At 65.0% G+C, this 14,292-nt stretch carries 12 protein-coding genes; 1 reads left to right on the top strand and 11 read right to left on the bottom strand.

The window, feature by feature from the left end:
* Positions 1-63: 63 nt before the first annotated feature.
* The 11 genes from QSJ34_RS09775 to QSJ34_RS09725 all read right to left on the bottom strand — a co-directional run bounded on the left by QSJ34_RS09775 (position 64) and on the right by QSJ34_RS09725 (position 13,506).
* Complete coding sequence (locus tag QSJ34_RS09775) at positions 64-1,734, bottom strand: DUF748 domain-containing protein (protein WP_476620524.1); 1,671 nt, start codon at positions 1,732-1,734, stop codon at positions 64-66.
* Positions 1,735-1,807: 73 nt separating this feature from the next.
* A complete protein-coding gene (locus QSJ34_RS09770; RefSeq protein ID WP_285574461.1) occupies positions 1,808-1,987 on the bottom strand; it encodes a hypothetical protein in 180 nt (59 codons plus the stop codon).
* A gap of 177 nt (positions 1,988-2,164) precedes the next feature.
* Positions 2,165-3,181 (bottom strand): phosphogluconate dehydrogenase (NAD(+)-dependent, decarboxylating), encoded by a 1,017-nt coding sequence (gnd, locus tag QSJ34_RS09765; RefSeq protein WP_285574459.1) that lies wholly within the window; start codon positions 3,179-3,181, stop codon positions 2,165-2,167.
* Complete coding sequence (locus QSJ34_RS09760; protein ID WP_285574456.1) at positions 3,178-3,843, bottom strand: ROK family protein; 666 nt, start codon at positions 3,841-3,843, stop codon at positions 3,178-3,180. Before QSJ34_RS09760 ends, gnd begins: the two co-directional genes overlap by 4 nt.
* Entirely contained in the window at positions 3,840-5,222 is a 1,383-nt protein-coding gene (gene zwf, locus QSJ34_RS09755; protein ID WP_285574453.1) for a glucose-6-phosphate dehydrogenase, read from the bottom strand. Before zwf ends, QSJ34_RS09760 begins: the two co-directional genes overlap by 4 nt.
* Complete coding sequence (locus QSJ34_RS09750) at positions 5,219-7,651, bottom strand: glucan 1,4-alpha-glucosidase (RefSeq protein ID WP_285574448.1); 2,433 nt, start codon at positions 7,649-7,651, stop codon at positions 5,219-5,221. The genes zwf and QSJ34_RS09750 overlap by 4 nt, the downstream gene beginning before the upstream one ends.
* Positions 7,652-7,658: 7 nt before the next feature.
* Entirely contained in the window at positions 7,659-8,795 is a 1,137-nt protein-coding gene (tal, locus tag QSJ34_RS09745; protein ID WP_285574446.1) for a transaldolase, read from the bottom strand.
* Positions 8,792-9,274 carry an RpiB/LacA/LacB family sugar-phosphate isomerase gene (locus tag QSJ34_RS09740; RefSeq protein ID WP_285574444.1) on the bottom strand — a complete coding sequence of 161 codons (483 nt, stop codon included), beginning with the start codon at positions 9,272-9,274 and terminating at the stop codon, positions 8,792-8,794. Before QSJ34_RS09740 ends, tal begins: the two co-directional genes overlap by 4 nt.
* Positions 9,275-9,277: 3 nt before the next feature.
* Positions 9,278-11,365, bottom strand: a complete 2,088-nt coding sequence (gene tkt / locus QSJ34_RS09735; RefSeq protein ID WP_285574441.1) for a transketolase — start codon at positions 11,363-11,365, stop codon at positions 9,278-9,280.
* 337 nt (positions 11,366-11,702) lie between these two features.
* Positions 11,703-12,308, bottom strand: coding sequence for a response regulator (locus QSJ34_RS09730; protein WP_285574439.1), 606 nt, complete (start codon positions 12,306-12,308; stop codon positions 11,703-11,705).
* 37 nt (positions 12,309-12,345) lie between these two features.
* Complete coding sequence (locus QSJ34_RS09725; protein WP_285574437.1) at positions 12,346-13,506, bottom strand: AI-2E family transporter; 1,161 nt, start codon at positions 13,504-13,506, stop codon at positions 12,346-12,348.
* A 434-nt stretch (positions 13,507-13,940) separates the two neighbouring features.
* Between QSJ34_RS09725 and QSJ34_RS09720 the strand changes: the two genes are divergently transcribed.
* Positions 13,941-14,213, top strand: coding sequence for a hypothetical protein (locus QSJ34_RS09720; RefSeq protein ID WP_285574435.1), 273 nt, complete (start codon positions 13,941-13,943; stop codon positions 14,211-14,213).
* The last annotated feature ends 79 nt before the right edge of the window (positions 14,214-14,292 follow it).

Here is a 14,292-nt window from a genome sequence, read left to right as displayed (position 1 = left end):
TGGATCAGCGCCGTGCCCAGCAGCGACACGCTGGGCGGTCGGACCGAGCTCGTTCCGCGCGGATCAGTCCGGCTTGAGGGCCAGGCGGGGGTGCGTTTCGGGAGCAGGCGCTGCCACCGTTTTCGAAGGGCTGAGGAATCCGGGGAGAATCGCCTGGAAGATGCCGTTCCCGATGAGCTTCCGGATCACCTCCCACTCGCTGGTCTTCGGCCCCCCGGTGGAACCGGAGATGTGGGCCACGGTGGCCACCGCATGGGTCGAATGGTTCTTGAAGAGGTTGGCGAGGAATTGCATCCCATGCAGCTTCATCCGTTGGCGGAAGGGCTTCGCGACATCCTTCTGACGATCCGAGATCCTCAGGTTTTTGATGAGGGGTTTGACGTAGCCTTCCACCTGGCCGTTCTTGACGGCGATCTCGGTGTAGAGCGAGAACAGGCCATCCGCCACGTCCACGCCCGCGTGGGCCATCAACATGCCGTTGAGGTCCACCAGCTTGGCATCCTCCACTTCCAGGCTCACCGCGAAGTCGGCCGGCCGGGCCGTAGACCGGATTCGGCCTTTCAGCGTGGTGGTCCCGCTGCCCATCAAATCGCCCCGGGCATGAAAGTCTGAATGCTGCGCGCCCTGGTGGTTGCTCAGATGTTCCAGATCGAGGTTCAGGTGGGACATGAACACGCGATAGGACGGAGTCGTTCTACGGTTCTCGAAACCAAACTGACTGTTCTTCAACCTCAAGACATCGATATCTAGCCGCAGCTTCGGCGCATTTCGAACCTTCTCCGCCAGCTTGACGGCCTGTTGCGCGTGCTGTTTTTCCACGGCCTTGGTGGCGCCGCTGGTGACGTAATCCAGGCGGAGGCCTTCGAGTTCGACATCCGAGAGATGAGCCGTCTGCCCTTCGGGGGTGTATTCCATCGAGCCCTGCAGGGAGAGGAATCCGCCCGTGGTTTTCAGTTGGTACTCCTGGGCGAGGGGGCTGAGGCGGTCCAGGGGCACCTGCTGCAGACGGATGTCCCCATGGGCGGCGACATAAGGCTCACGGAGGAAATCCGCTTCTCCCTTGAACCAGACCCGGCCCGTATCGAACAGCATCCCCTCCATGGTGATGGGCGAGGGATAGGTGCGCTTCGCTGCGGCCAGGTTGCGAACGTTCCTGGCGGTCATGAAGACCCTCGTGAGCTGGATCGGCTTGCTGGCCGTGCGATCGGAAAGGTAGAGCAGGGATCCGTCCTGCACTTTCACCTGGTTCAACTTGAAGGGAAAGATGGATTCGACGGCGCTCTGCCATCCCCGTTCCTTCAACCCCATGTGGCTTTGGGCTTCCTCACGGATCTGGGTGAGGTTCAGATGCAGGGCGGGACGCACCAGGGTCAAGTCCCCGACGACCTTGAACCGCAAAAGCTCCCGCAGCATCAACGAGAATTTCAGCGCTCCAAAATCGGCCACGGAGGTCTCGGGGTGGGAATCCTGCTTCACCACAAGATCATTCAGGTCGAAGGCCGCACGCCACAGGTGCGGATGAACCCGCCCGATCCGAACCGTGTACCCCTTCAATTTCGAATTCATGGTCCGCTCGGCCCAACCCCGCATGGGCTCTGCGAGCAGGGCGTCTCCAAAAAACGAGAGGATCAGCGCCATCAAGGAGAAACCGATCAGGAGGCTCTTGCCGCGATGGGCGCGGCAGATCTTGAGGAATCGCTTCCACCTTCCGGGAGGCTTTCCTGGCTTTGTCATCGGTTCCAATCGTCCTGAAGAAGGGTTGTCCGGGGCGGCCAGCGGTGGGCCGAGACCTGGTTCGATCGGGGCTTCACCAGCTTTTGCGCAGGATGGCGACCATGTAGTCCAGAGCCTGCTGGGTACCGAGTTGGAGCATGCCCTTGAAAGGCCCTGGCGTGGCGGGGTTCATGGGTCGATGGATCAGCACGCCCGTCTGTGAGGCCGCGATCGCAGGGTTCACGGATCGCAGGATGGATGGTCTTGGTTTCATGGGAGCCTCCTCGGGTCAGGAGAGAGAAAGCACCATCCGAACCACATTTCAAATAGCTAAAAAACCAAACGCTTCCATGCAACGATGCGATGCCTTGAAGATCTCCTCCTTCAAGATGAGTTGTTCCATCGATCAATTTGAAAGCCGCCTCGATGGGTCTCCTGTCGACTTCGGTGCTCACACCTTGCGCTCCGCGTGCCCGCCGAAGGCATGGCGCATCGCCGAAAGCACCTTGTCGGCATAGTCCCCCTCGCCCCGGGAGGAGAAGCGCTGGTACAGCGCCGCGCTGAGGACCGGCGCGGGCACGGATTCGTCGATGGCGGCCTTCACGGTCCACCGTCCTTCGCCGGAGTCGGAAACCCGCCCCGCGAAGCCCGCGAGATCCGGTTCTTCGAGCAGGGCCTGGGCCGTCAAGTCGAGCAGCCAGGAGGCCACGACGCTGCCCCGTCGCCAGACTTCGGCGATGGCCCCGAGGTCGAAATCGTAGGCGTACAACTCGGGGTCGCGCAGGGGCGTGGTTTCGGCATCGGCCTCGCGGGGCTTCGTGCCGACGTTGGCGTGACGCAGGATGCTGAGGCCCTCCGCGTAGGAAGCCATGAGGCCGTACTCGATGCCGTTGTGGACCATCTTCACGAAGTGGCCCGCCCCGGCGCTTCCGCAGTGGAGGTACCCGAGTTCAGCGGTGCCCGGTTCCCGCTTCTCGCGGCCGGGCGTGCGCGGGCTCGAGGCCATCGGTGGCGCAAGGCTCGCGAAGATCGGTTCCAGCCGATGGAACGTTTCCGGCTCCCCGCCGATCATCTGGCAGTAGCCCCGCTCCAATCCCCACACGCCGCCGCTGGTGCCCACGTCGAGGTAGTGGAGCCCCAGGGAAGCGAGTTGCTTGGCCCGGCGGATGTCGTCGACGTAGTACGAGTTCCCGCCATCGATGAGGGTGTCCCCCGGGGCCAGCCGCGGCGCGAGGTCGTCGATGGCGGCGTCCACTCCGGCGGCCGGCACCATCAGCCAGATGGCTCGCGGCCCGGGCAGCTTCGCGACGAACTCGTCCATGGACGAAGCCCCCTCGGCCCCTTCCTTCACCAACGCTTCCACCGCCTCGGGCGAGCGGTCGAACACCACACACGCATGGCCCGCGCCCATGAGCCGCCGTACCATGTTGGAGCCCATCCTTCCCAGTCCGATCATTCCGAGTTTCATGGGTTGATCCCTCCTTCTTGCCAAAGTCGAAATCCGCCGAGGAAGGCGTTGGCGTTATCCCCCGGGCGGACACCGGGCGGCAGCGGGCCCAGGCGCGAGGCGTTGCCGCCCCCCACGACCACGGAATCCGCCTCCAGCGCTTCACGCAGCAGGGCGACCACGGCCCACACATGCTTGCGCCATTTCGCCTTGCCCAGGCGTTTCATCCCCGCCGCCCCGAGGTAGTCTTCGTAGCTCCGTCCCTTCCGGTAGGGCAGGTGGGCGAGCTCCATGGGTTCGAGGCGGCCTTCGACGATCATGGCCGACCCCATTCCGGTGCCGAGGCCGAGAAAGAGCATGCGGCCCCCCTGGTAGCTGCCGAGCGCCTGCATGGCCGCGTCATTGATGAGTTTCACGGGAAGCCCGAAGGCCTTGGCGAAGTCGAAACCTACCCAGCCCGAGCCCAGGTTCCTCGGTTCGGCGGCGATGCGTTCGTGCACGACCGGTCCGGGGTAGCCCACGGAAAGGGCCCCGTACGACCAGTCGGCGGTGAGCTGCTTCACCTTCTTCACGAGCTGCGACGGATGCAGGGAGGGACCCGATTCGAACCGGCGCGGCTCCGACCGGTCCGAGGCCAGCATCTTGACGTGCGTCCCTCCGATATCGATGGTGAGGATGATCATGGCGAGGCCTTCGGCTGAGCCCAGTCCCCGGTGGCGGCGATCAACTGGTCGGCCTCGATCGGCCCCCAGGTGCCCGGTTCGTAGGGATGGAGCGGGGCCGCCTGGCCGAGCACGGGATCCACGATGGCCCAGGCCGCCTCCACGGCATCCTGCCGCGCGAACAGGGTGGCGTCTCCCTGCATCGCCTCCCCGAGGAGCCGCTCGTAGTCGCTCATCTCATCGCCCGACGGGTGGTGGATGAGCGTGAGCTCGGTGGGCTCACCCACCATGGCCTCTCCTGGCTTCTTCACCCGGGCCCCCAGCGCGATGCTCAACTCGGGTGTCAGGCGCAACCGGAGGTGGTTCTCATCGCCCAGGGCCAAGCGGGCCAGGGGCGGGCGTTTGAGCCGGACCATCACTTCGGTGGTGGACACCGGAAGGCACTTCCCGGCCCGAATGTAGAACGGCACACCCTCCCAGCGCCACGAGTCGATCACCAGGCTCAGCGCCGCGAAGGTCTCGACTTCGGAATCCGGCGAAACCCCCGTTTCGTTCCGGTAGCCCTTGAACTGCCCACGGACGAGGTCGTCGGGTCCCAGGGGACGAATCTGGCGGAAGACCTTCACGAGTTCATCCCGGATGGATTCGTGGTACGTGGTCGCGGGGGGCTCCATGGCGAGGTATCCCACCACCTGCATGAGGTGGTTCTGCACCACATCGCGGATGGCGCCGGCCTCTTCATAGAAGCTGCCGCGGCCCTGGACGCCAAATGATTCGGCCATGGTGATCTGGACGCTCTCGACGTAGTTCCGGTTCCAGATGGGTTCGAGAAAGGTGTTGGCGAAACGGAAGACGACGAGGTTCTGCACCGCCTCCTTTCCGAGGTAGTGATCGATGCGGAAAACGGAAGATTCGTCGAACACCGTGTGGATCGTTTCGCTCAGGCGCACCGCCGAAGCCAGGTCGCGGCCGAAGGGCTTCTCGACGATCACCCGGGCATTCTTCGCGCAGCCGGAGGCCCCCAAGTGTTCGATGACCGTCGGGAACATGCTGGGCGGGATGGCCAGGTAGTGAAGGGGATGGGCGGCCTGGCCAAGCTGCTCGCGAAGCCTGTCGAAGGTGGACCGCTCCTGGTAATCGCCCTCCACGTACCGCAGGAGGGTGAGGAGTTTCTCGAAGGCGGCCGGGTCGAGGCCCCCGCCGTGCTCCACGAGGCTCGCCCGCGCGCGCTCCTGGAGGCGCTCCAGGCTCCAGCCCGCCCTGGCGATTCCGATGATCGGGCACTCCAGGTGCCGATGGCGGATCATCGCCTGAAGGGCCGGGAACACCTTCTTGAAGGCCAGATCACCCGTGGCCCCGAAGAACACGAAGGCATCGGAAGGCGGCAGGGATGTCGTCATGCGCGACCTCGATGGGAAGACGTGGGTGGCGCCACGGTGACGGTGAAATCGCGGCCTTCCCAGCGGGCCGCCGCAGGCCAGAAGAAGGTGAAATTCAACGGGACGCCGGCCTGGAGCGTTTCCGAGGGAAGGTCGGCCACGTGGATGCCAAGCCCCGTGTCACAGGTCGGGGTATCGATGATCGTCCGCCATCCGTCTGGACTCCAGTGGACCAGGGCGGGTTCGAGCACCTCGAGGCGGAGGCGCTTGCCGAATGGCATCAGCAGGCATTTGTGATTGAAGCGCCAGATGGCGTGGGGAGAATCCACCCGAAGCACCTGGTAGCGCTGCACCGGCTGGGGCGGCATGTCGAAGACCCGACCATCGGCGAGGGAGCGGCACAGCTTGACGTACTCCGCGTGGGCCCAGACCAGCGGCATGGCCGATCCGGTGGGCTTGCCGAACACCAGCTCGTGCTCGGGGCTGTCGGCGCCGTCCCAGGTCTGTTCCGGCAGGAGGCCCCCTTCGTTGGCGAAACGCGAGAGGGCCGAGGTGAGGGCTTCCGCCTCCTCGAGGCGGCCCGCGGCCAGCTCGTAGTGCGCGCGCTCGCCGGTCAGCAGGGGCCAGGGCCGGCCGATGCCCGTGCCGTCGAACGGGCTGCCGTCCTGATGTTCGCCGTAGCCATCGCCGTTGTAGCGCCGCCACAGGGGGCCGCTCGGCGTGTCGACTTTGAGGAGCGAATCGATGGCTTTGACGGTGTTGACGATGCGCGGATCGTCCGCCGCCCGGAGGCCGAACCGAACCAGGGCGAGGGCATCCGGACTGATGATGTGCGAAGCGGCCTCGGCGCTCTGTCCCGGCGGTCGGTTCTTGATGGGGACGAAGCCGGTGGCCGGGGAGGCGGCATCCGCGGCGTCCGTCGGTGCGATGCGGACATAGTAGCCATCGACGCCGAGCTCGCGGGCGAGGTCGGTGCCGGTGACATAGGTCCACCGTTCGATGGCGGCGTTCCAGGCGTCGGCGGTCTCCCGCAGATAAGCGGCAAGGCCCGGCTCGACCTGATCCGCGAGATCTGCGGCGCAGAGGAGTGCCGCCACTTCCACGGCCAGGGTGAACGGCGAGTAGCCCGGATCCTCCTCCCAGCGGTCCTGCTGGGTGACGGGCCCGTTCTGAACGAGGAATCCCGCGGCCCTTCGGACCATGGGCCACAGGCGGGCGAGGTCGGGTTCGGCCAGGGCCCCCGATCGCCGGGCGAGATCCACCAGGAGGATGGGGAACCCCGTCTCATCCATTTGAATGCCGTTCCAGTAGGGCGCCCCGTCGAGCCACATGTTCTGGGGCCAGTGGCCGTCGGCCTCCTGGGTGACCGCGAGGTAGCGGAGGATGCGGCCCACCTCCTCGAGGGCTCCGGCCGCCAGCAAGCCACCGGCACTCTCCACGAGGTCCCGGGGCCAGGCCAGGTGGTAACCGCCGAGGTCTCCGTCGTCCTTGGAGAAGCCCCAGGGGATCGAAAGGCTGGCGATGAGGCCTCCGGGGAAGCGCGAGGATTCATGCGTCCGCAGGACGGCGGTGGACACCCGGTAGAGGTCCCGCGCCCCGGGCCGCGGTCGCTCCAGGGGCCGCAGCGTCCGCTGCCAGGCCTCCCAGTCGCCGCGGTAATCCGCGGCGGCCTTGTCGAAACCATCCCATAGGCTGGCGATGGCGCGATGTCCCGCCTCGGTGTGCGTCAAGCCGAACCCCAGGGCGAGAACGAACTGGCCCCGCGAGGCCATGAGGTCCACCTCGCCGGTGAGGGCGACGTTGCCGTTTTCGGCCCGGTCGTAGGTCCATTCCATCTGGCTGTGCTGGCGGAGATCCTGCCAGCCATCGGAGACGCCCACAAAGCCCGCCGAGCGTTTCTTCCATCCCGCAGAACAGGCCAGCGCCAGGGCCGTGCCGTTGCGCACGGCCAGCAGCATGGGCACGCCCTTGACCTCGTCCACCCAGGCCGTGTTGCCGTTGCCCGCGTTCTCCAGGTGGGGGGCGAGCAGCACATGGACCGAATAGCCCGAGAGGGTCCCCACCAGGGGGACGAAGGTGATTCTCTGGAGCACGACTTCGCGGGAGGGATCGGCGAGGATCTCCTTTTCGATCCGGTACCTGCCCTCCCGACAGGTGTTCACCACGCGGAAGGCCGGGATGCCGTCGGCCACGGTCGTGACCTCGTGCTGCGTATGACGCTTCTCTTCGGAGAAAAACCTCACGCCGTCCGTCACGATCAGCCCCAGGTCGCGCGTGCAGGCCTGGTCGATGCGGGAGTAGTAGACCTCATTCACAATGCCGTGGCTGAGGGTGAACCAGGTCCGGCCGCTGGCGCGGAGGGCCGTGCCCACCCCGCTCTTGGCGCTGGAGGTCCAGCGCGGGGGGATGCCGGGCCAGCCCGGGGGGGTGGGGTCGGATGGGCTCGTCATGGCGGGGTCACGGGGTTCTCATCGCATGGGCAGTGGTGCGTGCCGCCAGCGCGGCCAGGAGCTTGTCGAAGGGTTTGTTGAAGGCTTCGACGCCCTCGTCCTCCAGGCGTTGGGTCACGGCATCCAGGCTGATACCGAGCGCTGCCAATTGCTCCAGGATGAGAGAGGCCGCCGGGATGTCCTGGTCCAGGCGGGCTTCCGGCACGCCGTGATCGCGGAAGGCTTGGAGGGTTTCGACGGGAACGGTGTTGACGGTGTCCGGTCCGATGAGGGCCTCGATGTACTTGACGTCGCTGTAGCCGGGGTTCTTGGTGCCCGTGCTGGCCCACAGGAGGCGCTGGGTGCGAGCACCCTTTTCGGCCAGGCTCTGGAACCGGGGCGAATGAAACAGCTCCTTGTAGATCTGGTAGGCCAGCTTGGCGTTGGCCGTCGCCACCTGACCCAGCAGCCCTTTGGCGAGGTCGGCCGTGGGGCCCCCCTGCGCGACCTTCTTGTCGAGCATGGGATCCACCGCGGCATCGACGCGGCTCACGAAGAAACTGGCCACGGAGGCGACCTTCGATACGTCCTCCCCTTGAGCCAGGCGAGCCTCGAGACCGGCCAGGTAGGCTTCCGCCACCTGGCGGTAGCGCGGCAACCCGAAGAGCAGCGTGATGTTGACGTTGATGCCTTCACTGAGGAGTTGCCGGATGGCCGGGAGCCCTTCAGACGTGGCGGGAACCTTGATGAAGACGTTGGGACGGTTCAGATCGGCCCACAGCCGGCGGGCCTCCTGCAACGTGCCTTCGGTGTCGCGGGCCAGATGAGGGTTGACCTCCAGACTGACGTAGCCATCCTTGCCGCCGGTCCGCTGGTAGAGCGGCCGGAAGGCGTCCGCGGCGCTTTGCACGTCGCGCTGGCTGAGGGCTTCGTAGATGGCATTGGCCCCCTTGCCCTCTTGAACCATGGGCAGGATGTCCTCGTCGTAAGCCTGACTTCCCGCCAGGGCCTTCTCGAAGAGGGCGGGGTTGGAGGTCATCCCCTTCACGCCATCCTCCTCGATGAGTCGCCGGAGCTCACCGCTGGTGATCAGATCCTTCCGGATGTAGTCGAGCCAGATGGACTGCCCGAACGATTCCATGAGCTTGAGAGGATTCAGTTTCATGATCCCGACTCCTTGGCTTCCAGCGCCGCCACTTTGGAGAGACGGCGACGATGGCGTTCCGCGCCGCTGAACCTCGCGGCGAGAAAGGTCCCCACCAGTTCCCAGGCCAGCTCCTGACCGACCACGAGGCCCCCCAGGCAGATCAGGTTCAGATCGTCATCCTCGACGCCCTGATGCGCTGAATAGGATTCATGGATCAGGCAGGCCCGCACCCCCGGCACCTTGTTGGCGACCACGCACGCGCCCACGCCGCTGCCGCAGATGGCCACACCGCGAGCGATCCGGTCGTCTGCGATGGCCCGGGCCAGGGGCACGACCACATCCGGATAGTCGTCCTCGGGAATCGGGTGAGCGTTGCCGAAATCGGTGACGTCGTAACCGGCTTGGCGCAGCCGTCCGACCAGGTACTGCTTGAGGTCATGACCGCCGTGATCGGAAGCGATGCCGATGGACTTCAGGACTCCGGGAGACCGGGCCATGGTTCAGGTGCCTTTCTCGTCGAGCAGCGCCAGGGCGCGCTGACACACATGCTCGGGGCTGAACCCGTACTCGCGCAGCAGGGTGGGCCCAGGGGCCGAGGCCCCGAAGTGATCCACGGCGATCACATCTCCCCGACTGCCGATGTAGCGATGCCATCCCTGCGACACGCCGGCTTCGACCGCGAGGCGCGCCTGGATGGAGGGGGGCAGCACGGCGTCACGGTAGGCCTGGGGCTGGGCCTCGAACAGTTCCCAGCTCGGCATGGAGACGAGGCGGACGGGGATCTGCTTCGCCTGCAATTCCTCTGCGGCGGCCACGATCAAGCCGATTTCGGATCCGCTCGCGAGGAGGATGAGGCGCGGTGCATCCTTGGGTGGGTCCGCCAGGACGTAGGCACCGCGACGGAGGCCTTCCGCGGAGGCGAATCGGTGGCGGTCGAGGGTCGGCACGTTCTGGCGCGTGAGCACCAGGGCCACCGGTCGATGGTTCGATTCCACGGCGACCCGCCAGGCCACCGCGGTTTCATTGGCATCGCCGGGGCGGATGACGATGAGGCCGGGGATGGCTCGCAGGCTGGCCAGATGCTCCACCGGTTGGTGGGTCGGGCCGTCCTCGCCCATGCCGATGCTGTCGTGGGTGAACACGTAGATCACCTGCAATTCCATCAGCGCGGCGAGGCGGATCGCAGGACGCAGGTAATCGGAAAAGGTGAGGAAGGTGGCCCCGAAGGGCAGGAGGCCGCCGTGGGCCGCCAGCCCGTTCAGGACCGCGCCCATGGCATGCTCGCGCACGCCGAAGGCCAGATTCCGCCCCGCTTGATTCCAACCGCCGCCGGCCGAACCCTGCAGATCCCCCACTTCCCGAATGGGGCTCTGGAAATTGCCCATCCCTTTCAGTTCGGTTTCCGTGGAGGGATTCAGGTCCGCGGATCCACCGATGAGGCCCGGTAGCGCGGCGGCGAGGACCTGGAGGGCCGCACCCGAAGCGACGCGGGTGGCCATGCCCTTGGCATCGGCTGGGAAGGACGGCAGTCCCGAATCCCACCCGTGGGGCCGTTCGGACTGGATGAGCTGGCGCAGTTCACGGCCGAGCTCGGGATATTGCGCCTCGTAGCGGGCGAAGGTCGCCTTCCATTCCGCTTCGTCCATCCGCCCCCGTTCGACCGCTTCGCGGAAGTGGCGTTCCACGTCCGCGGGCACGTGGAAGCTTGGCTCCAGGGGCCAGCCGAGGTTCTGTTTCGTCAAGGCCACCTCCTCCACACCCAGGGGTGAGCCATGGGCCGTGAAGGTGTCTTGCTTGTGCGGTGATCCGTAGCCGAGATGGGTCCGCACCTGGATCAGCGAGGGCCGCGTGGTTTCGCCCTGGGCGGCGGCGATGGCGCGGGCGATGGCCTCCACATCGTTGCCGTCCGCCACGGTTTCCACATGCCAGCCGTAGGATTCGAAGCGCAGGGCGAGGTTCTCGGTGAAGGTAAGCTGCGTCGAGGCCGCCAGCGTGACGCGGTTGTCATCGTAGAGGTAGATGAGCTTCCCGAGTTTCAGGTGGCCCGCCAGGGAGGCCGATTCCGCGGCCACGCCCTCCATGAGATCGCCATCACTGACCAGCCCATACGTGAGGTGGTTGATGAGATCGAACCCGGGCCGGTTGTACCGAGCCGCCAGGTGCGCTTCGGCCATGGCCAGGCCCACGCCATTGCCAAAGCCCTGACCCAGCGGACCCGTGGTGACTTCCACACCGGGCGTCAGGCCGCGCTCCGGATGTCCCGGCATGCGGCTGCCCCACTGGCGGAAATGGTGAAACTGTTCCAGCGGCAGATCGTAGCCCGTCAGATGCAACAGGCTGTAGAGCAGCATGGACCCGTGACCCGCCGACAGGACGAAACGATCGCGGTTGAACCACGACGGATCGGCCGGGTTGTGCCGGAGGAAGCGTGTCCACAGGGTGTAGGCCATGGGTGCGGCGCCCAGGGGTAGGCCGGGATGGCCGCTGTTGGCCATCTGGATGGCATCCACGGACAGGAAACGGATGGTGTTGATGGCCAGCTGCTCCAGGGGCCCCACCGCAGGTGCACTGTCGTTGGTGCGGTCCATGGCAGTACCTCCAGATGCTTGGATGTCGGAGAAGGAATCTTTGGAGATCCCGATGCTGAATTTGGTGCGGCGTTGGTGTGAATGGGTGGTGTGACCCCACGGGGCGGCGGTACGTCCATGCCTGAGGGGCATCAAGCGGGCCATGTTGAATGCCGATTAAAATCACTGATTAAACGTTACTTGAACCCGCGTAGACACGGCCGAACCGGCCAAAACGAAGTGGCCCCCCACCAAAATGAAGGGAACGGCCGAGGGGAAGGTTCTGCCCGAGCCGGCTCTTTGCACACCTCCGAAAGAACGAGTCGTCGTTCCCCCAAAATGCTGGGGTGCGGCTCAGTCAAGCCGGATTGGATTCCGAGGTGACGGTTGAGGCTTGAAGCTCAGCATCTGGGAAGTAGATACCGACGCAATCCGGACAGATGCCGTGTGAAAACTGCGCCTCCGAGTGCTGCGAAATGTATGTTTCGATGGCGTGCCATGTTCCTTGATCGGCTCTGATTTTTTTGCAGTGGGCGCAAATGGGCAACAGGCCGTGAAGCTTTCGGATCTCGTGCTGAACGTGACGGAGTTCCGCGTGAACTCGAATTCGGGCAAGCAGCTCGGGGACTCGGAATGGCTTGATGATGTAGTCGGATGCACCCGCCTCGAAGCAGGCGAGAATCACATCCAGCTCGCTGTCGGCGGTGACGAAAATGACGGGAATGGCCGCGGTGGCCGGGTCCCCTTTGAGCCTTCGGCAGGTTTCAAGTCCATCCACCCCGGGCATGAGGAGATCCAGCAGCACCAGGTCCGGTTTCCCTTGGGCCGCGAGCTCCAAGGCCCGGAGACCGCCCTCGGCCAGTGCCAACGTATACCCTTCTCGACCCAGAATCGTGGCGATGAGGTCGAGGTCGCTTGGCGTGTCATCCACGGCGAGGATAAGAAAACTTTCGGATCGTTCCATGAGTCAGCTCCATCGACGGTTGTGTGTGGTTTGCGTTTCATTTTTCAAGGAGACCGGGATTTGGATCCCCGGCGATCTTGAAGCGGTCCTTCTCCCTGCGATCCGATGAGATCTCGACGGCGATGGCCGCCGCTTCCTCGGCCGCCACACCCGTGCTCCGGCGGATGTATTCCTCTTCTCCAAGGCTGTCCTTGGCACGAAGCATCAAGTCCTCGGCCTGCTCCTGCTCGCCCGGAAGGCCCACTCGCAGCTCCTCGATGAGCATCATCACCGTGGCGGCGACGGGCAGGGCCAGGATGGCGCCGAGGAGGCCCATGAGGGTGCCGCCCACCAGAAGGGCGAGAAAGACCACGGAGGAGGGGAGCCGAAGGGATTGTCCGTAGATGCGTGGAACGAGCAGTCGGCTTTCGAATTCCTCGTAGGCCACCATCATGACGAGCACCACGAGGGCGGACGTCGAACTGTGGCCCAGGGCCGCCAGGACCGCAGGAAGCACGGAAAGGATGGCGCCGATGTAGGGAAGGATATCGGCCACGCTCGCGAACACGGCCAGGGCCAGGGCGTTTTCGACCCCGCAGGCCCTGAGCAGGATGAAGGTGAATGCGCCCATGAGCGCGCAGGTGATGAGTTGACCGCGGATGTAGGCGCCAACGATGGTTTCCACGTTCAGCATGACCCGGGAAAGCCGGATGTGATGGGTGCGGGGGACGAGCGCGAAGAGGCCGCCGCGCAGCCGATCCCGGTCGATCATCATGTAGAGGGCCAGGAAGATGGCGCTCATGCCGTAGGCGGCGATCTCGAAGATGCGCAGGGAATAGCCGAACGCCGTGGCGGCCATGGTGTTCCCAAGCGCGCCGTAACTGAGGTTGCGAAGCCAATCTGCGAAAGGGGCGCTGAGGTGGTGCTGGGCGAGTCGATCCGCCAGGCCCGTTCGGAAGGCCGGCTCCCGCTCGAGAAGGGAGATGGCCTGGTTCACGATCGAGGGAACCGTCAGCGTCAAGACGAGCACCGCGGCGATGGATACCGCCAGAAAGACGAGGAGGATTCCAAAGTTGCGCCTCACCCGGTGCCGTTCCAGCCATTGGACCGCCGGACTCAAGGTCCCCATGACGAGAAGCGCGACGATGAGTACGAGAATCACGGGCCAAAGCCGAAAAACCAGCCAAAGAGCCGCACCAAAGAGGAAGATGCGGATCAAAGTGCCGTTCGTGATGTCGTATCGAATGGTGGCTCCGCGCTGAACGGAGGGAAGAATGCAGGTTTCGTTCCGTGGTTCGGATGGCCCGGAAAGGGCCTTGCGGCCAGGGAATTCGCGATTCGGCTTCGGGGCGAATTACCGTTGGCACCGGCGAAGCCACTCAAAATGACGGGGGCACCGAATCATTTCGAAGGAGGATTCCAGGAACCTCCTCTCGCTCCGAGCAAGGGCACGATGCCGCCGTCGATTTGAAGGGCGGAGGCCATCATCTTGATGGGCCTCTGTGACCCTTTGCCCGGTGGTTGTGCTTCGAAGTCCTAGGATTCATGGGTCTTTGTCGTTGGCTCGAAAGCTGCACGTTCAGGTGACCGGATTCCTCGCCGCGGCGCGGAAGACTCGACGCAGGCGAACGGCCCATTCATTCGGAGAGACTCATGAATCGAAACCTGGTTGTCCCTTTGTTCTCGCTCGTTCTGCTTTCGGGCTGCATGGTGGCGCCCAGGATGGGAGGGGGGCTGGAAATCGTGCCGATCCTCCCCGTGGTCGTCGAGGTGGATGCGGATTCCTATTACGCCCACGGCGGCTATCACTACTTCTACAACGATGACCGCTGGTACTACTCGGAAACGAGGGACGGGCGCCGCATGGAGCTTCCGAGATCCCACTGGCCCAGGGAAACACGGCGGCCGGGATGGGATCGCCATTAAGGCGCATCCAGCCTGAACGGCGCAAGAACACGGCCGTCACCGGCTTCCCGCCTGCCTTGCCGGCAGGTGGAGGTGGCAT

The organism is Geothrix limicola (assembly GCF_030268085.1).
Taxonomy (GTDB): Bacteria; Acidobacteriota; Holophagae; order Holophagales; family Holophagaceae; genus Geothrix; species Geothrix limicola.
Note: the sequence above shows the minus strand (reverse complement) of the source record. Positions and strands in the feature narration are given on the sequence as shown.